An 18,214-nucleotide genomic window follows, 5' to 3' on the forward strand; every position below is an offset into this window, starting at 1 on the left:
TTTATTTATTTTCATCATTTATATAGGAATATCAAAGAAAGCACATTAACCGTTGCCGCTCCTTATTTATGACCCATCTTCCGAATGACGTCCGTGATATCCTCAAGAGCCCTTTTCAATTTTATCAAGTCCTCTTCTTCCAATACAGTCAATCGATCTTCAACGTATTTTGCTAATACTGCCTTATGTTCATGAAGGAAATCAACACCCTTTTGGGTTAATGAAACGTTTACAATTCTCCTGTCGTTTTTATCTGCAGTTCGTTCAATCAATCCATCCTGATAAAGCCGATCCATCATGGTTGTCAAATTTGGCTTTGAGATGCATGCCGACACTGCCAGGTCCGACATGGAAACGGGGTTATTGCCTTTTGACAGGATCCAGCGCATTACATGAATAAATCCAGGCGGATAGTTGGTGGTTTTCTCCATTTCCCGAATAGGTTTGATAAAGTGTGCTCCTACTAAAAAGCGTAATTTCATGAGCAAATCACTGATAGATCGTATTAATTCCTTACTCATTTTCCTCCTCCTTAGCATCGAAACGCTTTGCAAATTGGCTGTTATAGAGGTCCTCATAAAAACCCTTCCGTTTCATCAGCTCATCATGGGTTCCCTGCTCGATGACAGTGCCGTTTTTCATCACCAGAATCAAGTCTGCATTTTTAATGGTAGACAGGCGGTGAGCGATAACAAAGCTGGTACGTCCCTCCATCAGGCTTTTCATCGCTTTTTGTATCAGCGCTTCTGTTCTCGTATCAACGCTGGAGGTGGCTTCATCAAGGATTAAAATCGGGGGATCGGCAAGAAGCGCTCTTGCAATGGTTATGAGCTGTTTCTGACCCTGCGATATATTGGATGCCTCTTCATTTAATATTGTATCATATCCCAGGGGTAAAGATCTAATAAAATGATCCGCATGAGCAGCTTTTGCTGCTTCTATAATTTTTTCCGGATCGGGATTTTCCAGACCGTAACCGATGTTTTCCAGGATCGTTCCTTTATAAAGCCAGGTATCCTGAAGCACCATGCCGAACAATCCCCGGAGATCCCCTCTCGTCATCTTTGTTATATCGATACCATCAATGGTGATCCGCCCCCCGTTTAATTCATAAAACCGCAGCAGCAGGTTGATCATGGTTGTTTTTCCTGCCCCTGTAGGTCCGACGATGGCTATCATTTGTCCGGGATTTACGTGAATATTCATATCCTCGATAAGAGGAACATCCTCTTTGTATCGGAAGCTTACGTGCTCAAAATCAACCTTTCCCGTTATGTTCCCTTTTTCAATTCTTACGTTATCAACGGGGTCCGGGATCTGCTCTTCCTCATCCAGTACCTCGAAAACTCTCTCCGCACTTGCGATGGTTCCCTGAATAATATTGGCGATGTTGGCAGTTTGAACGATGGGCTGGGTAAATTGACGCATGTACTGAATAAAAGCCTGAATGTCGCCGATTTCAATGGCCTTTTTTGCCACCAGCAGACCTCCTATGATACAGATGAAAACATAACCGAGATTATTCACAAAGTTCAGTGCCGGCATAATGACACCAGACATGAATTGGGCTTTCCATCCTGCATGGTAGAGCTGCTCATTGATCCTGCGAAACTGCTCAATGGATTCCTTTTCGTGTCCAAAGACCTTTACGATTTTATGCCCCGTATACATTTCTTCAACATGGCCGTTTAATTCTCCCAGAGATTTTTGCTGACGGGCAAAAAATATCTGAGATTTTTTAGCTATGAATACTGTCAAAATACCGCAAGCTGGCAGCGTAACCAAGGCAATCAAAGTCATCAGCGGGCTGATAGACAGCATCATGATCAAAATCCCGATAATCGTAACCAGGGACGTGATAAGCTGTGTCAAGCTCTGCTGCAGTGTTGTGGCAATGTTATCCATGTCATTGGTTACACGGCTTAGAATTTCTCCATGGGTTCTGCCGTCAAAGTATTTTAGCGGCAGCCGATCCAATTTTTCCTTTACTTCATTTCGCATGATAAAAACCGTTCTCTGTGAAACCCCTGACATGATAAAGGACATGGCATAGCTGCACAGACAGCTGATGACATACAGAAAGATCATCAGGATCATGATCCTGCCGATATAGCCGAAGTCAAAAAGAGGAATCGGCGATTTTCTCAATCCATCTATGACAGGTTCCGGCGCATGCTGACTGACAGCGGCCTGAATCTTTGCAATATACGCATATTGAGCAATTACTCCATCAGCGATTTTCGTTGTCGCTTTTCCCAGCACCTTCGGTCCGAAGATAGAAAAAACAGTGCTGACGACGGCTAGTATCCCAACTGCGAAAAAGCGCATTTTCTGAGGCTCCAGATAACGGACCAGCCGCTTCAGGGTTCCTTTAAAATCCTTCGCCTTCTCAGTGGGCCTTCCCATGGCGCCTCCCATGGGACCTCCCCCCATGGGGCTTTTCACTGGCTGTTTTTTTTCATCACTCATAAGTATTCATCTCCTCTTCAGAAAGCTGGGACGATACAATTTCTCTGTAAACCTGACAGCTTTGCAAAAGTTCTTTATGGGTGCCCATCCCAACCAGTTCTCCATCGTCGAGAACCAGGATTTGATCTGCATCCATAACCGTACTGACTCTTTGTGCCACAATAATCACCGCCGCATTCCCGGTTTCATTTTTTAAGGCAGCCCGGAGCTTTGCATCTGTTTTAAAATCAAGTGCTGAAAAGCTGTCGTCAAAGATATAGATCTCCGGTTTTCTGACCAAAGCCCTGGCAATGGAAAGCCGTTGTTTTTGTCCTCCGGATACATTGGTGCCCCCCTGGGCAATGATCGTATCAAAGCCGTCGGGCATATCCGCAATGAAGTCGGAAGCCTGCGCGATCTCTGCTGCATGGCAGATTTCTTCTTCAGTGGCATTCATCTTTCCATAGCTGAGATTTTCCGTAATGCTGCCGGAAAACAAGACTGCTGACTGCGGTACAAATCCAATCTTATTGCGAAGCTCCTCCTGGGAGAAATCCTTTACATTGATGCTGTCCACAAAAACGGCCCCCTGGCTTGCATCATAAAATCTGGGTATCATATTGATCAAAGTGGATTTTCCGGAGCCGGTTCCCCCTATAATAGCCGTAACCTCGCCAGGCCCTGCCTCAAAGGTAATATTGGATAATGCCGGCTGCTCTGCTCCCGGATAATAAAAGGAAACATTCTCAAAGGCCACAAATCCGGTTTTACCGCCAGACGGCCTCCTCTCTTCAGGATCCAGAATTTCCGGTTCCATTTCCAGGACTTCATTGACACGTTCCGCAGAAGCCTGAGCCCTTGGTATCATTACAAACATCACCGCTACCATGACAAAGGAGAACATAATCTGCATGGCGTATTGGATAAATGCCATCATATCACCGATCTGCATGTTGTTCTGGGCGATCCTCCAGCCTCCGAACCAGGTAATGGCAATGGACGTCACATTCAATAGAAGCATCATCACCGGTTGAATCACCGCCATGGTTTGATTTGCCTTGATGGCCGTATTGGTCAGATCCCCATTGGCATCCTTGAATCGGTTATGTTCATGGTTCAGCTTATTGAAAGCCCTGATGACCCGGATTCCTGTCAGATTTTCTCTAAGGACCATATTCAGCCGATCCAGCTTCTTTTGCATGGATTTAAATAGCGGCATCACGGCCAGAGAGACCGCTCCCATAAATGCCAACAAAACAGGGATAACCACCAGCAGAATCACCGTCAGCCCCTTATCCCTGGATACTGCCATAACAATTCCGCCGATGCACATTACCGGTGCATAGATCATAAAGCGGAGCATCATAACCAGAACCGTCTGGATTTGAACAATGTCATTGGTGGTTCTGGTGATCAGGGAAGCCGTTCCCAGTTTATCGAATTCATGGAGTGAATAATTTTCCACCCGGGTAAATACCATATCCCTCAGATTTTTTCCAACACCCAGTGCAACCTTGGCCGAGAAAAATGCGCCTATAATTGAGCACAGCGAGCTGCCTAAGGCTACCAGCAGCATATAGCCGCCGTATGTGAGGATATATCCGGTATCCCCCTGCATCATCCCGTTATTGACCACATCGGACATCAATGTCGGCAAAGCCAGCTCTGCCATGGCTTGCCCGAATATGAACAATAATATGAAAAAAATCATCGTAGAAAATGGTTTTAAATTTTTTAATATCTTAAACATATCTATTCGTTCGCGATTTGAACCGGCATACTATCAAATAAATGATTCGCATTTGTTATCGCTACCGACTCATTGCCGTTCAAACCTTTTAGAATTTCTATCTCGCTGTCATTTTTCAATCCGGTAATAACCATTTTCTTTTTGGCAATGCCATCCTCTATTACAAAGAGATAGCTTTCCCCATTATTTTCTACGACTGAGGAAGAAGGTACCACCATATGAGAAACCCCTTTTGCCTTTATCTCTGCATGAGCGGATAAACCCGATGCGAAATTTTCGGTATTTTCCAAACGGATTTCTACCGGAAAATAAGTCCCTGTACTCACCGACATGGAGCCAATGGTTTCAATTCTCCCTTGAAAGCTGCGGTCAGGATAGATATCAATGGTCAACTCCACCAGGTCTCCCTTCTTTATGTAGGGAAGTGCATTTTGGGGTACCGTACCCTTCAGCTTCAAAACACTCATATCCGCTATCGTCAGCATCGTACTGCCCACTGCAGCGTTCTCACCTGCCGTAATATTTTTATTTAATACAACTCCGGCGATGGGACTCTTAATGGAAGCATTTTCAATCTGAACTCTGATAGTATCCACCGAGGCCTTGGCCGCATTAGCCTGGGAAGAAATGCTGGACTCATATTGGTTTTTTGCAAGATCATATGCCTTTTGATCTGCCTCCAATTGTGTCTTCGCAACGGCTCCCTCTGCGTAAAGACTCTTTGTTCTTTCCAAGGTTCTTGAAGCATTGTCCAAATTGATTTTTGCCTGGGTTTGGGTATTCTGAGTGCCCTGATAGGCAGCTGCGGCTTGCATCATCTGAGTGTTCAGCTGAGAATCATCCATTCTGGCAAGAATTTGACCCTGGGAGACGGAATCTCCTTCCTCAACATTCACTTCTGCCACTTTCCCCATGAAAGGAGCGGAGATCTCTGCGGTTTGAGCCGGAACAACAGCGCCTGTGATGGTAAAAGCGGCTTCGATCTGACCGGTTCTAACGACTTCTGTCTTTACTTTCATTTCTCCGCTGTCACCGCTGCACCCGGGAAGCACAAGTACCATTGCTGCTGCCAGAAGCATTACGGTTATTTTTGCTGTGTATTTCATATTACCAGTTCCTTTCCTTATTTAATGCTGATTTTTACGGTAGCGTTCATGCCGATCACCATAGGAAGTTCTTCATCATTGATCAGCGTAATCCGTACCGGGATCAGCTGTGTCACCTTGCTGTAAGTTCCGCTGGTATTCAGTGATGCATATTGCGAGAAAGCATTTTGAGTTGCGGCTCCGATTGATTCTACATATCCTGTAAAGTTTTTCCCCGGATAGGCATCAATTTTAATTTTGACCCTTTGACCTTCCTTGATTTTAAAAATATCTGTTTCTTCTACGTTAGCCTTGATGAAAAGATCCGAAGTATCGGCTACCACAGCAACGGTGGAACCGGCTGATGCAGTTACCCCCTTGATCACATTGGACTGAACGATTTTTCCATCGATGGGAGCCTTGATTTCTGCCTTTGACAGGATAGAATCTGCTGAGTTTTCAAGGGCGTTCTGATCGATCTTGCTGCTGTTTACCATAGATGACAAATCCTGTTTTCCCAGCAGCTGTCCCTGCTTGACATCCTCTCCCTCTCTCACTTCCCAGCTTGAGATCGTGCCCGACAGCAGCGGCATTACATTGACCATGTTGGCAGAGACAGATGCATTGTTGGTTTTAAAGTAATTTATCGACTCATAGATGAAATATCCGCCGATGCTGCCGCCAATGAGAATCAATGCAATGACTGCAGGAATCAATATTTTTTTTGCTTTTTCCATAGATGTTTCTCCTTTAAACTTTGATTTCATTCTTTGTCAGATTATTTTTGAATATATAATATTTATATTTGAATAACTATTATACTCACATAACTATTATAGTTTTATAATATTATTTGTCAAGAGAATTTCTTAATAATGAATGTCCCTTTTAAAAATGCCAATCTCTGAAGTAACATAAAAATGAGAACTTAATATTATGTACTAAAAACTTTTTAAAGGAGGTTTCGTGTGTTATCAAGTTTGGAATATATTAGGCAATCTTTAGAAACACATCTTTTTTTTGCCAGAATTATGAAAGAACACTCTTTCTTTTTAGAAATTGGTTTTACACCAAAAGACAGTATCTTATCTGAGCAAGCAGATGATTTTAGAAAGGGCTTTGACAGCTTATTAGAAGAAGCCATTACATTATCCAATGGCATCGTTAGTCCGGAAGTTCTTCATTCCGGAGAGGTAATAACTCAGTATACACTTGCTGCGGAAAAAGCATCTGCATATTATACAGGTATAAGAATTCAAACATCTCTTACAGAAGAAGAAAAAAATCTAATGGCTGCTGCTGATCATTGTAGAGATATTAACAATGCGTTTATTCAAAAAGTATATATGCTGAATCATAGGGCAATGGATTTACTGGAGGGTCTTATTGATTTCAAGACAAAGCTCCTGTCCAACGTACTATCCTGTAAATTGTTTACTGTTAATTATCCGCTCTTGATTGATCACATATTAAGAGAAGCAAAATTCTATTTTACATTAATTCAAAGATTACAAAACCAGGAAGATTTTAATTTAGAGCAAGAGGCTTTAGAACAGGAATTATTCTGGAATAGAATCATGGCAGAACATTCATTATTTATCCGTGGTTTATTAGATCCAACGGAAAATGATTTGATTATTTTAGCAAATAATTTCGGATATGAATTTGACCAGCTCACGGAAGAAGCAAGAAGGGCTATGGATCGTACATTGCCTTTGTCTCAAGTTACCAGTGAAAGTCTGACAGCCACTAGAGCGATTCGTGACTTTAAGGCTCAGGGTACTCAGGGAATACTTGAGTGTAAGGTAAAGTCAATTATTATCCCTTTATTAGGTGACCACACACTCAGAGAAGCAAATCACTATTTACGTTTACTTGAATCCTATAGAAGATAGTTTTTTAATTACCTTCATTTATCAGATAAAACATTTCTATTCGATCTTCATATTTTTAAATAAATTGAGAGGTGCATGATTGAACCTCTCAATCTTTTTTATGATTCCGTCCATATCGCTTTCAGCGGTATGGACGGAATATCAAAGAAAGCTATAGAGTTGATTTATTAAATAGTGAATCAAACAATCGAATAAACTCCTTCTCTACTTCCTGAAACTCCCTTTGACGAAAGTCCGGAAGGCTCTGCAGCTCCGGTGCTTTTGCGAAAATTGGTTCATCCATAAGCTCCAGCAATTCATAATACAGCATGGCATCATCAATTCCCTTCACGTATAAAAGTTCCCGTTCAGTCAGATCCTCTGTGAAGAATTTCCGGTATATAACAGTCTGCAGAACGTCTTCATACTCCATATATTTAGGAAGACTCCTTTTTACCGGACGTGTAATATCCGACAAATAGGCTTCACTGGCATCATGGAGCAGGCAGGCAAGCTGTATCCGATCCGGCAAGCCCCTGACCTTTGCCTCCAAAGCACAGTTTAAGGAATGCTGCGCTACGCTGTAAAAATGCTTTATATGGCCGTTTGCTCTGCACATCAGGGATAAAGCATGTGCAATATCAATCACGTCAATATGTTCGGCTTTTCCTGCAATTGGTGAAAATTTCAGCTTTGAATAGGTAATAATAAAGTCTTCATTTTTGTCTTCTGCCATCAGTGTCACAACCTTTCTTTTATCTTTCAGTTTTATCCATGGTTCCGATGATCCTTCTATAAGTGCCGGGAGGAATGGAAAGACCCAGGCTTTCCACGCAGGCACAGTATTTGTCAACCATGGCTACGATCAGGGATTCCCTGTACCTGGGCATCTTGTATGTCAGGGGCCACATGTGTTTTACAATGATATCTTTTTCCAATTCATTCAAGGGGAACAGGCTCAGGGCATTTTTCAAAGCCACATGAGGATGGGTAAAGCCGTGCAACCCCTTCTCCGTTTTCGTGCAATGCCAGTCATAAAGGAAAAGATCATGCAGTAGCCCCCCTCTGGCTGCCGCGATATAGTTCAAGCCCAGGGTTCTGCAGATCAGATAGCTGTAGAAGGATACGTTCAGGCTGTGCAGCAGACAGGAGGTGCGGCCATGGTGCTTAAAATGATCCATGGAGCGTACCGTTTCATCTTCAATCAATTCAGCGATATATTTTTTATATTCCTTAACACTACAGGAACCTGCTCTTGAATTCCATTTTGATTTTATCAATCTGCTCACTGAGTATACTCCTTATATCTCTGTTTATAATACCGGCATTCAGGATCAATAACCTTGGGAAAGCAAAAAACAGCCGTTCATATTGAATGATCTTTTCGTAATATTTATCCACCGGAATTTGAGAATAGTTCAGAAGGACCTTTCTCAAATCCAATGCGCCGGCTACGGATTTCATGATATCCGCCAGAAAGTAGATCACAAGCAAGATGGACAAATCCCTCTGGACAGATACCGGAATCTCGGAAAGAACTGCAGAAACTTCCGGATGCACAATCTGAACCAATAAGGAGCCTAGCAAGCCCCATAGCAGCGAATATTTGATGCAGATATACCCTTTGATATTCAGGGCATTGCTGCTGTAGTCCCACCACTTGCAATGAAAAAATTTTTCCAGGAGAAATCCGGTTACAAACTCTAATGCGGTCACCGAAAAGATTGCCATTAGTATGATGACAAATTGAGACTGAAAATATCCATGAAAAGCATTGTTGACCCACTCATAGGACTGCACGATAAGAACGGCGGAAAATCCGTAAATCGGGCAAAAACAGCCGGTAAGGAATCCCCTGTTGATGAATTTCTTTTCACAGGCCGTCGCAAATATCGATTCCAGCAGCCAACCCAAAAAAGAATAAACGGAAAAAAGTAAAATCATATATGTAACATATTCCATCATCTCTAGCCCCCCTAAGCGTTATTTGTTTCAGTGTTTTCTACATTTTAGTATGTTGTGAATATCCATTATGTTACAATCATTTCTACCAAATCTAACGATGCAAAATCATGTTCCTCTTCAAATTCAAGCAGGATTTGTACGGATGTACCGTACAGGGCCCCTAATATGAGCTTTGATAAGGACTTCGGAGAATACTGCTCTCTCCTGCCGTTCATGTTTTCATCTGTCAGGATATGTTTCTCAATGATTTCTGACAAATTTTGAAACAGTTCCTTTAATAAGGATTTAAAATTGGGAACCCATATAGACTGGGCCGTAAAATCAAGAAACAACCGGAATAGTTCGGTTCTTTTTCTCAACAGCCTGTTAAAATATCCGATGAGTGACCCGATCTTTTCCTTTGAATCGGCAACAGACTTCAGTTCTTCGTCAACTTCCAGGAGAAATTGCTGCATCATCATCCGAATTACTTCCATATACAGGCCTTCCTTGGTTTTAAAATGATAGTTCAGCTGACTTAGAGCAACCCCTGCTTCCTCGGCGATATCCCGCATGGAGACATTCGCATAGCCTTTTGACGATAGGCAATGAAATGCTGTCCATAGTATTTTCTGTGATTGATTTGCCTTTGAGGCGAGAGTTCCCATAACAGACACCCTTTCTTTGATATTCCGACAATATCGCTTTCAGCAATATCTCCTTCATAATAAAAAATTAATTCGTACATACGTACGAATTAATTTTATCATACCAATTCTTGCCATGTCAAATCTAGGAATCTATTTTTAGTACCCTTTTTTGCCCACTGTATGCTGATGGAATTTATCTACTTCCTCTACCATACGGTACCCTACGCTTACTTCCGTTACAATATATCTCGGCTCTGCCGGATTTACCTCCAGCTTTCTTCGAATATTGGCCATGTTTACCCGTAAAGCCTGTATCTCATTTGCATAGGGCCCCCAGACTTCTTTTATGATAAAGTCATAGGTAAGCACCTTTCCGATATACTTGGAAAGTAAAACCATGATCTTATATTCTATCGGGGTTAGATGGACTTCTTCCCCCGCAAGGAGTACAAGCCTTTTCTCATAATTGATCTCCAGATCCCCGACGCTTATTTTTTCCGAATCCGGTTGATTATCGTTCATCGCTTTTTGACTATGACGCAGTGCTGTTCTGATTCTTGCCAACATTTCCGATGTGCCGAAGGGTTTGGTAATATAATCGTCTGCCCCCAAATCCAGCGCTTCCACTTTCTCCCGTTCATAGCCCCGGGCAGAAACCACCACTACCGGGATTGCAGACCACTGCCGGATTGTCTTTAATACTTCTATCCCATCCATATCCGGCAAGCCAAGATCCAGCAGTATCAAATCCGGACTATGCGAAGCGGTCAGAGAAATGGCATCTTTTCCTTTAGCTGTTTTCATAACATTAAAATCATTGGAAACCAGCACTGCAGAAATAAAACTGCAGATGGCTTCTTCGTCTTCAACAATGAGAACCAGCGGATTCTTATTCATTTGCTCACTTCCCCTCTAAAGGCAGTTTAAACAGGAAGACAGCTCCTCCTTCTTTTCTGTTGGCGGCCTCCATTTTTCCGTTATGCGCTTTAATGATGGACATGCAAATAGAAAGGCCGATTCCCATTCCTCTTGAGGAATCAGAACTGCGTTTTCCGTTTGGCACATAACTCTCAAACAAGTAAGGGAAATCCTGCTCTGCGATACCCTCTCCATTGTCACGTACTTCAAAGACGGCAAATTTTCTTTCCTTCTTCACTTCCAGCTCAACAGCCGATTCCTCCGGCGAATGCTTGATCGCATTTTCGAGAAGATTAATGAGTACTTGTTCTATTAAGGTTCCATCCATTGGAACCATCAGTAACTCATCCGGCACTTTCACAGAAATTTTCCGATTCGGAAACCTTTTTCGAATTCTGCTGAGGGTTTCCGCAACAATTTCTTCCACAGCCTCAGGGGATTTCGCAACGTTCATGGTTCCCTCATTGATACGGGTAACCGACAGGAGATTTTCCACCATACGAATGAGCCATTGGGAGTCCTCTTTTATATTGGAAATTAATTCGTCATGAGTGTGCTTATCTAAATTATCACCATTTTCAAGGATTGCGGAACTAGCCCCCAAAATACCGGTAAGAGGTGTCCTCAAATCATGGGATATGGCACGAAGCAAATTGCTTCTCATTTTTTCCTTTTCCGATTCTATGACGATTCGTCTTTGCTCATCCGACAAGGATTGACGCTCCAAAGCCATGGCCACCTGAGAGGTCAGCATTCGCAAAAACAAGCGGCTGTTTTGGTCAAGCTTGCCGTTGGCGCAGGAAATACCGATTACACCAAGTACTTTGCCCTGTGAAATGATCGGCATATAGTAAGCGCCGGCCCCCATCAGGGTATCCGTACCCGCACCTGCCCGTTTTTTATTCAGGAATACCCAATGCGCTACGGCTCTCTCATCATCCTTAAGCAGGAAAGAGGCTTCCGAATCTGAAGGTGATTGCATGAGAACCCCTGTAGAGCTATCCTCAGGATCCTGAGTGTAAAAAATTACTGATCGGTCAAAGATTTTCGTAATATATTCGTTTGTCAGCGTTACTATATTTTCAAGCCCTCTGGTTACCAGAAGCTTTTTATTGATTTCATAGAGCACTCTTGTACGATGCTCCCTTTCCACGGAAAGACGTACCTGTGTTTTTATCCGGACAGTGAGTGTACTTGTAATAAATGCTGCAAGGAACATAATCACAAAGGTTATCGGATAGCCCGGCTGTATTGCATTAAAAGTATAAAAGGGAACTGTAAAGAAAAAGTTAAACAAAAGTACGCTCAGTACAGATGCCACCATTCCATAAAGATGCCCCATCGTAATCCTTGAAATTACCAGCACGGACAAGATAAACACCATGATTACATTTTGATCGCCGATATCAACGGCTCGCAGTCCCATGGAAAGCAATGTAGCTGCCAGGAGAATTCCGATGGTTTTCAAGGTATCGGGCCAAGACAAGAACAGGTTTTCTCTGATCCGTATTCGTTTCTGCTTTCGGTACAGTTTTTGCGGCGCTCCCGGAATAATATGAATTTCAACGTTTGGAAGCAACGAGATGAGCTTATCCTCCAGGTCTGTTTCAAACAGGCTTTTCAGTGATTTTTTCGTTTTGCTTTTACCGATTACAATATTGGTTACGCCTGAAATTTTTGCATATTCCGCGATGGTAGCCGCAATGTCATGACCGTTTAATCGCACGGTTTCAGCGCCTAACCTCTTTGCCAGGTCCAGATTTGCCTGGATATCATTTTTTTCACCATCGTCAAAAAGGCGGCCTCCTATATTATCTACATAAATAGCCGTCCATGGTGCATGAAATGCTTCTGCGGTTCTCGCAGTCCATCGTATGGACTTTGCGGAAGAAGGCGATTCACTGACACAGACCAGCAGCTTAACATTTGCCATTTTATTTGCGATACAGAATTCAAGCTGGTTATCATGGCTGATTCTGTCCGCCGCTTTTCGCATGGCAATTTCACGAAGGAGACGAAGATTCTCTTTGGTAAAAAAATTCTTCATGGCGGTTTCGGCTCTTGCCGGCCGGTAAACCTTTCCTGCCTCGAAACGCCTTAACAATTCGTCAGGGACAAAATCTATAATCTCCACCGTATCGGCATTGTCGAAAATATAATCGGGAATGGTTTCCCGTACAGCCACCTTTGTGATATCCTGAACGATATCATTCAGACTTTCAATGTGCTGGATATTTACCGTTGTATAAACATCTATCCCTGCGTTGAGGAGTTCTTCAATGTCCTGGTACCGCTTTCTGTTGCGCATGCCAATATCATTGGTATGTGCCAGCTCGTCAACCAGAATCAATTCGGGCTTCCTGCCAAGTGCTGCATCCAGATCAAATTCTTTAAGCTCAATATTTTTATGCTTCACCACCTTTGGCGGCAAAGCCGGCAATCCTTCAAGCAATTGCATCGTTTCAGGGCGCGCATGAGGCTCCACATATCCCACCACAACATCAATGCCGCTTTGGAATTTTTCCCGTGCATCGTCAAGCATGGAATAAGTCTTGCCTACTCCTGCCGCATAGCCTAAGAAAATCTTCAGTTTTCCTCTTTTACAGGTTTCATTGGAACGAATACTTTCCAAAAGTAAATCCGGATTTGGACGTTGATCATCCTGATTAGTCATTGTAATTCACCACCTAGGTAAGCTATTATACTCGCTTTATCGCAATCCATCAAGTGCTAAATTAACATTTAACACATTCACGGAAGGTTCACCCCAAAATCCCAGAAATCTTCCGGCTGTATTTTCTGCTATAATCGCTTTAACGGACTCCTCGCTGATCCCTCTTTCCCGGGCAATCCGTTCCACTTGATAAGCGGCACCGCTCGGTGAGATATTCGGATCCACACCACTGCCGGATGCGGTAACCAAATCCATAGGGATATCCTTCTTGTTATCGGGATCCAGGGAATGCCACCACGCAATCCGTTCCGCTACAAGCCTCTCCTGCTCCTCACTGACCGGAGACAGGTTGGTTGTTCCCATGGACCTTCCGATCAAATATTTGGGATCGGAAAACTCCTGAGCAATCAAAGACGAACCATAAACTTTCTGGGTTCCATCCTGTAACGTTACCGACACGACACTGCCGTCAGCCTGACTAGGGAACATAGTCTGGGCAATGACCGTTACAATGCCGGGATAAATAACACCACAGAGTACCGTCATGATAAGAAGGCATAAAAATGCCGATCTCAACCCATTTATAATCTTTTTTATCATTTTCTTCACCTCATGATCTCTGCTTTATGCGAGACCCAATACGGTCAGCAGCATATCGATTAGTTTAATGGCCGCAAAGGGGGCGGCAATCCCTCCCAGACCATAGATACTCATATTTCGTTTTAAAAGCTTCCCGGCGGGCATCTCATGATATTTTACACCCTTCAAGGCCAACGGTATGAGTGCCACGATGATCAGTGCATTGAAGATAACAGCCGAGAGGATTGCGCTTGTGGTACTTGTCAGCCCCATAAAGTTAAGCGCCGATAGCTGCGGATAAATGCCAAAGAACAGGACGGGTATAATAGCGAAGTATTTTGCTACATCATTAGCTACGCTGAAGGTAGTCAGTGCTCCTCGTGTCATCAACAGCTGTTTTCCGATTCTCACAATATCGATCAGTTTGGTGGGATTCGAATCCAAATCCACCATATTTCCGGCTTCCTTCGCAGCTTGGGTACCGGTGTTCATTGCCACTGCCACATCTGCCTGAGCGAGAGCCGGAGCGTCATTGGTACCGTCACCGGTCATTGCCACGAGATGGCCTTTTGTCTGATACTCCCGGATTAATGCCAGCTTCGTTTCCGGTGTTGCCTCGGCAAGAAAATCATCTACCCCAGCCTCGGCAGCGATTGCGGCGGCTGTCATCGGGTTGTCACCGGTTATCATGATGGTCTTGATTCCCATTTTACGCAGGTCTTCAAAACGTTCTTTGACACCATTCTTTACAATATCCTTCAGATAGATAACGCCTAGAACGCTGTTGTTCTTCGTAACCACAAGAGGCGTTCCGCCTTCACCGGCCACCTGTTTTACAATCCTCTCACATTCCTCAGGATACTCGCCGCCTTTGTCAACCACAAATTTTTTTACCGCATCAGCTGCTCCCTTTCGAATTTCATTTCCCTGGTAGTCGATACCGCTCATTCTGCTCTTTGCCGTAAATGGAACAAAGGCTGCACCCAGCTTGGATAAATCCCTGCCTCTGATGCCAAAGCGTTCTTTAGCGAGAATTACAATGCTCCTCCCCTCTGGAGTTTCATCGGCAATGGAGGATAGCTGAGCCGCATCGGCGAGTTCCTGCTCGCTTACACCCTGCACCGGTATAAATTCACTGGCCTGCCTGTTTCCAAGAGTAATGGTACCCGTTTTATCCAATAAAAGAACATCCACATCTCCTGCCGCTTCAATAGCACGGCCGCTCATTGCCAGAACATTGGCCTGATTCAGCCGGCTCATTCCCGCAATACCGATAGAGGAAAGAAGAGCTCCGATGGTTGTCGGTGCCAGACAGACCAGAAGAGCGATCACATTGGTAACGGAAATTGCCGATCCCGATCCTGCCTGAAGGCTTGCAAAACCTGAAAAAGGAAGCAGCGTGGCGGTTACCACCAGAAAGATGATGGTAAGCGTGACAAGCAAAATCTGAAGTGCAATCTCATTGGGGGTCTTTTTTCTGGAGGCTCCCTCTACCATTGAGATCATCTTATCTAAAAAACTCTCCCCCGCCTCTGCGGTGATCTGAATAACAAGCCAGTCTGAGTCCAGTGTTGTTCCTCCGGTAACAGCGCTTCTATCTCCGCCGGACTCACGGATAACTGGCGCAGATTCACCGGTAATGGCGCTTTCATCAACAGATGCTGCTCCTTCAATGACCTCCCCGTCCATGGGGATCTGTTCCCCTGCTTTTACATAGACGATATCACCTTTTTTCAGGCTGCTGGACAGCACCTCGGTATAGTCTTCCAGGTTTGACGGTGACTTTAATTTTTTTGCTTTTACATCTTTACGTGCACTTCGCAGGCTGTCTGCCTGCGCGCGCCCTCGTCCCTCCGCAACGGCTTCTGCAAAATTTGCAAATAAAACCGTGAACCACAAAAGCAGGGATATGGCTAGGATATATCCCGGATTCTCATCTTTTATTCCCGTAAGAGACAGGACATAGAGAGCAGTTGTAAGGATCGCCCCTATATAGACTACCATCATTACGGGATTTTTCGCCTGCACGCGGGGTGCAAGCTTTACAAAGGACTGGCGTACGGCATCTTTGAATATGCCTCTGCCGGTACTGTTATCTTTCATCTATCATCACCTCAATTTATAGGTCTAGTTATAATTGTGTCTGCAAAGTACTTTCGGTTCATCATGATTGAAATGTACTATAGGTTTGTAAAATAGTCAGCAATTGGGCCAAGTGCCAAGGCAGGCAAAAAGCTGAGGGCGCCGATAATCAATATCACGGCAATCAAAAGCCCGACAAACATAGTATTTGTAGTGGACAACGTTCCTTCACCTGCAGCAACGGTTTTCTTCTGCGCAAGATTACCGGCAAGAAAAATTGCTGCCACCATGGGAACAAAGCGAACCAATAGCATGATCATTCCGCCTGTGACATTGGTAAAAACGGTGTTCGCGTTAAATCCTGCAAAAGCACTTCCATTGTTGTTGCCCATGGAAGAAAAGCCATACAGAAGCTCTGAGAATCCGTGTGCGCCGGAATTTGTCAGCCATGACGCCGCCTCCGGAACCATGACAGCACCGGCTGTGCCAAGGAGAGTTAACAGCGGAGGAGTCAAAACGATAAGGCAAACCATCTTCATGTCAAAGGGTTCAACCTTCTTTCCTAAATATTCAGGTGTCCGGCCAACCATCAATCCTGCTATGAATACCGCAAGCAGTACAAAAGCCAGCATACCATACAAGCCGCTCCCAACACCGCCGAAAACAATTTCACCAAGCTGCATCAGAAACATGAGCGCCATCCCGCCAAACGGGGTGTAGCTGTCGTGCATAGAGTTTACCGAGCCATTGGAAGCAGCGGTAGTTGCTGCCGCCCATAAGGCTGATGTTCCCACGCCATGTATCACTTCTTTGCCTTCCATATTGGCTGATGCCGTTACCCCTTCAAAGCTTGGAGCGGCAAACTGCTCACTGACGGTTACCGCCGCAAGAGATAACACAAAGAGTATCATCATGGCAATAAAAATGGTCCTGCCCTGCTTGCTGTCTTTTACGGCTTTGCCAAAGGATATGCAAAGTGATGCCGGAATCAGCAGAATGGACAATAACTGTATAAAATTGGAGAATGGCGTTGGGTTTTCCAGCGGGAAAGCCGAATTGACTCCAAAAAAACCGCCTCCGTTCGTTCCCAGCTGTTTGATGGCGATCTGACTAGCCGCAGGTCCCAATGGTATGGTCTGGGCAGCTCCGCTTTCCAGCATGACGGCATCCTGATAGGCGCTGAACGTCTGCACCACACCCTGGGATGCGATGAGAACCGCAACGATGAGTGAAAGCGGAATTAAAATATAAAGTACTGTTCTTGTCAGGTCTACCCAAAAGTTTCCGACGGTAGTTTGCTTTTTGAGAAGAAAACCTCTAATCAAAACAAACAATACTGCAATTCCTGCCGCTGCCGACACAAAATTCTGAACGGTAAGTCCCAATGCCTGTGTAAAATAGGACAATGTGGATTCGCCCGAATACGCCTGCCAGTTTGTATTGGAAACAAAGCTTGCGGAGGTGTTAAACGCCAGATGCCAGCTTGTTCCTCCCAACTTTTCCGGATTAAAAGGCAGAAAACCCTGCAGCATCTGCAGCCCCCAAAGAAAAATAAGACAAATGCCGCTGAAAGCGATTACCGAAAAGGCATACTTTTTTGGTTCCATTTCCTCATCGTCACGAACACCCATGATTTTATAGATTCCCGATTCAACGGGAGAAAGCACACGGGTTAAAAACACCTTCTGCCCTGTTAAGACCTTATACATATATAGGCCTAAGGGAATCGAAAGCCCAATCAGCAGGATCAGATAAATCACATCCTGCAATATAATAAAATTTACGCTATTCATTAAAACACCTTTCCAATTCCTGAACCGTCAGCAAATACGGATAAATGGGAATGATCTCCGAACCGTCCACAAACTGTTCATTCGCTTTATAATCATAAATTCTTGCAACGACTTTCTGCACTTTGAAGACCTGTTTCACAATTTCAGCAATCATGATATTGGTTCTGTCACTGCCGGTTGCCGCCAGAAAAATTGCCGCACGCTCGATACCGCATTGTTTCAGGATGTCGATATCCGCAGCATCTGCCTCTAACTTTTCAATCTCCAAATGGTTTCCCAAATTTTGAAAGGAGTCCCTATCCATATCAATGATTTTTACGTCCTTGCCCTGTTCCGAAAGCATGAAAGCAATACTTGCACCCATATTCCCGCAGCCGGCTATAATTGCCAGATCCTTCTGCTTTATTTTCATATCCG

16 protein-coding genes are annotated in these 18,214 nt (G+C 44.1%); 1 reads left to right on the forward strand and 15 read right to left on the reverse strand.

The features are described 5' to 3' along the window. Positions 1-62: 62 nt before the first annotated feature. Genes KCX82_RS03900 through KCX82_RS03920 form a run of 5 tightly spaced genes read right to left on the reverse strand, consistent with a single transcriptional unit; the run spans position 63 to position 6,020 of the window. Complete coding sequence (locus tag KCX82_RS03900; RefSeq protein ID WP_227017136.1) at positions 63-521, reverse strand: MarR family winged helix-turn-helix transcriptional regulator; 459 nt, start codon at positions 519-521, stop codon at positions 63-65. Continuing rightward, a complete protein-coding gene (locus KCX82_RS03905) occupies positions 514-2,469 on the reverse strand; it encodes an ABC transporter ATP-binding protein (protein WP_227017137.1) in 1,956 nt (651 codons plus the stop codon). Before KCX82_RS03905 ends, KCX82_RS03900 begins: the two co-directional genes overlap by 8 nt. Next, complete coding sequence (locus KCX82_RS03910; protein WP_227017138.1) at positions 2,462-4,198, reverse strand: ABC transporter ATP-binding protein; 1,737 nt, start codon at positions 4,196-4,198, stop codon at positions 2,462-2,464. Before KCX82_RS03910 ends, KCX82_RS03905 begins: the two co-directional genes overlap by 8 nt. 2 nt (positions 4,199-4,200) lie before the next feature. Then, positions 4,201-5,304 (reverse strand): efflux RND transporter periplasmic adaptor subunit, encoded by a 1,104-nt coding sequence (locus KCX82_RS03915; protein WP_227017139.1) that lies wholly within the window; start codon positions 5,302-5,304, stop codon positions 4,201-4,203. 17 nt (positions 5,305-5,321) lie between these two features. Then, positions 5,322-6,020 carry an HlyD family secretion protein gene (locus KCX82_RS03920; RefSeq protein WP_227017140.1) on the reverse strand — a complete coding sequence of 233 codons (699 nt, stop codon included), beginning with the start codon at positions 6,018-6,020 and terminating at the stop codon, positions 5,322-5,324. Between the two features lie 231 nt (positions 6,021-6,251). Here KCX82_RS03920 and KCX82_RS03925 point away from each other — a divergent pair, with 231 nt between their 5' ends. Next, complete coding sequence (locus KCX82_RS03925) at positions 6,252-7,178, forward strand: DUF2935 domain-containing protein (protein ID WP_227017141.1); 927 nt, start codon at positions 6,252-6,254, stop codon at positions 7,176-7,178. A gap of 151 nt (positions 7,179-7,329) precedes the next feature. On the opposite strand, the gene KCX82_RS03930 is transcribed toward KCX82_RS03925, so the two are convergent. The 10 genes from KCX82_RS03930 to KCX82_RS03975 form a co-directional block, all read right to left on the reverse strand. Then, a complete protein-coding gene (locus KCX82_RS03930) occupies positions 7,330-7,893 on the reverse strand; it encodes a phosphohydrolase (protein ID WP_227017142.1) in 564 nt (187 codons plus the stop codon). A gap of 19 nt (positions 7,894-7,912) precedes the next feature. Beyond that, a complete protein-coding gene (locus tag KCX82_RS03935) occupies positions 7,913-8,446 on the reverse strand; it encodes an HD domain-containing protein (protein ID WP_227017143.1) in 534 nt (177 codons plus the stop codon). Beyond that, positions 8,397-9,122 carry a putative ABC transporter permease gene (locus tag KCX82_RS03940; protein WP_405127664.1) on the reverse strand — a complete coding sequence of 242 codons (726 nt, stop codon included), beginning with the start codon at positions 9,120-9,122 and terminating at the stop codon, positions 8,397-8,399. The genes KCX82_RS03935 and KCX82_RS03940 overlap by 50 nt, the downstream gene beginning before the upstream one ends. Positions 9,123-9,187: 65 nt before the next feature. Continuing rightward, positions 9,188-9,769 (reverse strand): TetR/AcrR family transcriptional regulator, encoded by a 582-nt coding sequence (locus tag KCX82_RS03945; protein ID WP_227017144.1) that lies wholly within the window; start codon positions 9,767-9,769, stop codon positions 9,188-9,190. 138 nt (positions 9,770-9,907) lie between these two features. Beyond that, positions 9,908-10,648 carry a response regulator gene (locus KCX82_RS03950; RefSeq protein WP_227017145.1) on the reverse strand — a complete coding sequence of 247 codons (741 nt, stop codon included), beginning with the start codon at positions 10,646-10,648 and terminating at the stop codon, positions 9,908-9,910. Positions 10,649-10,652: 4 nt separating this feature from the next. After that, complete coding sequence (locus KCX82_RS03955; RefSeq protein ID WP_227017146.1) at positions 10,653-13,343, reverse strand: sensor histidine kinase; 2,691 nt, start codon at positions 13,341-13,343, stop codon at positions 10,653-10,655. 36 nt (positions 13,344-13,379) lie between these two features. Continuing rightward, positions 13,380-13,943: a K(+)-transporting ATPase subunit C gene (gene kdpC / locus KCX82_RS03960; protein WP_227017147.1), complete on the reverse strand. Its 564-nt coding sequence runs from the start codon at positions 13,941-13,943 to the stop codon at positions 13,380-13,382. A 24-nt stretch (positions 13,944-13,967) separates the two neighbouring features. After that, a complete protein-coding gene (kdpB, locus tag KCX82_RS03965) occupies positions 13,968-16,025 on the reverse strand; it encodes a potassium-transporting ATPase subunit KdpB (protein WP_227017148.1) in 2,058 nt (685 codons plus the stop codon). Between the two features lie 77 nt (positions 16,026-16,102). After that, entirely contained in the window at positions 16,103-17,797 is a 1,695-nt protein-coding gene (kdpA, locus tag KCX82_RS03970) for a potassium-transporting ATPase subunit KdpA (RefSeq protein ID WP_227017149.1), read from the reverse strand. Continuing rightward, positions 17,790-18,209, reverse strand: a complete 420-nt coding sequence (locus tag KCX82_RS03975; RefSeq protein ID WP_227017150.1) for an NAD-binding protein — start codon at positions 18,207-18,209, stop codon at positions 17,790-17,792. Before KCX82_RS03975 ends, kdpA begins: the two co-directional genes overlap by 8 nt. Between the last annotated feature and the right edge of the window lie 5 nt (positions 18,210-18,214).

The organism is Sinanaerobacter chloroacetimidivorans, from assembly GCF_018128545.1.
Taxonomy (GTDB): domain Bacteria; phylum Bacillota; class Clostridia; order Peptostreptococcales; family Anaerovoracaceae; genus Sinanaerobacter; species Sinanaerobacter chloroacetimidivorans.

Bases quoted from the DNA above. Each gene is read 5' to 3' on its own strand.
- KCX82_RS03915 (WP_227017139.1), bottom strand. From the start codon at position 5,304: ATGAAATACACAGCAAAAATAACCGTAATGCTTCTGGCAGCAGCAATG.
- kdpA (WP_227017149.1), bottom strand. From the start codon at position 17,797: ATGAATAGCGTAAATTTTATTATATTGCAGGATGTGATTTATCTGATC.
- KCX82_RS03930 (WP_227017142.1), bottom strand. From the start codon at position 7,893: ATGGCAGAAGACAAAAATGAAGACTTTATTATTACCTATTCAAAGCTG.
- KCX82_RS03940 (WP_405127664.1), bottom strand. From the start codon at position 9,122: ATGATGGAATATGTTACATATATGATTTTACTTTTTTCCGTTTATTCT.
- kdpB (WP_227017148.1), bottom strand. From the start codon at position 16,025: ATGAAAGATAACAGTACCGGCAGAGGCATATTCAAAGATGCCGTACGC.
- KCX82_RS03920 (WP_227017140.1), bottom strand. From the start codon at position 6,020: ATGGAAAAAGCAAAAAAAATATTGATTCCTGCAGTCATTGCATTGATT.
- KCX82_RS03955 (WP_227017146.1), bottom strand. From the start codon at position 13,343: ATGACTAATCAGGATGATCAACGTCCAAATCCGGATTTACTTTTGGAA.
- KCX82_RS03910 (WP_227017138.1), bottom strand. From the start codon at position 4,198: ATGTTTAAGATATTAAAAAATTTAAAACCATTTTCTACGATGATTTTT.
- KCX82_RS03900 (WP_227017136.1), bottom strand. From the start codon at position 521: ATGAGTAAGGAATTAATACGATCTATCAGTGATTTGCTCATGAAATTA.
- KCX82_RS03975 (WP_227017150.1), bottom strand. From the start codon at position 18,209: ATGAAAATAAAGCAGAAGGATCTGGCAATTATAGCCGGCTGCGGGAAT.
- KCX82_RS03905 (WP_227017137.1), bottom strand. From the start codon at position 2,469: ATGAGTGATGAAAAAAAACAGCCAGTGAAAAGCCCCATGGGGGGAGGT.
- KCX82_RS03945 (WP_227017144.1), bottom strand. From the start codon at position 9,769: ATGGGAACTCTCGCCTCAAAGGCAAATCAATCACAGAAAATACTATGG.
- KCX82_RS03950 (WP_227017145.1), bottom strand. From the start codon at position 10,648: ATGAATAAGAATCCGCTGGTTCTCATTGTTGAAGACGAAGAAGCCATC.
- kdpC (WP_227017147.1), bottom strand. From the start codon at position 13,943: ATGATAAAAAAGATTATAAATGGGTTGAGATCGGCATTTTTATGCCTT.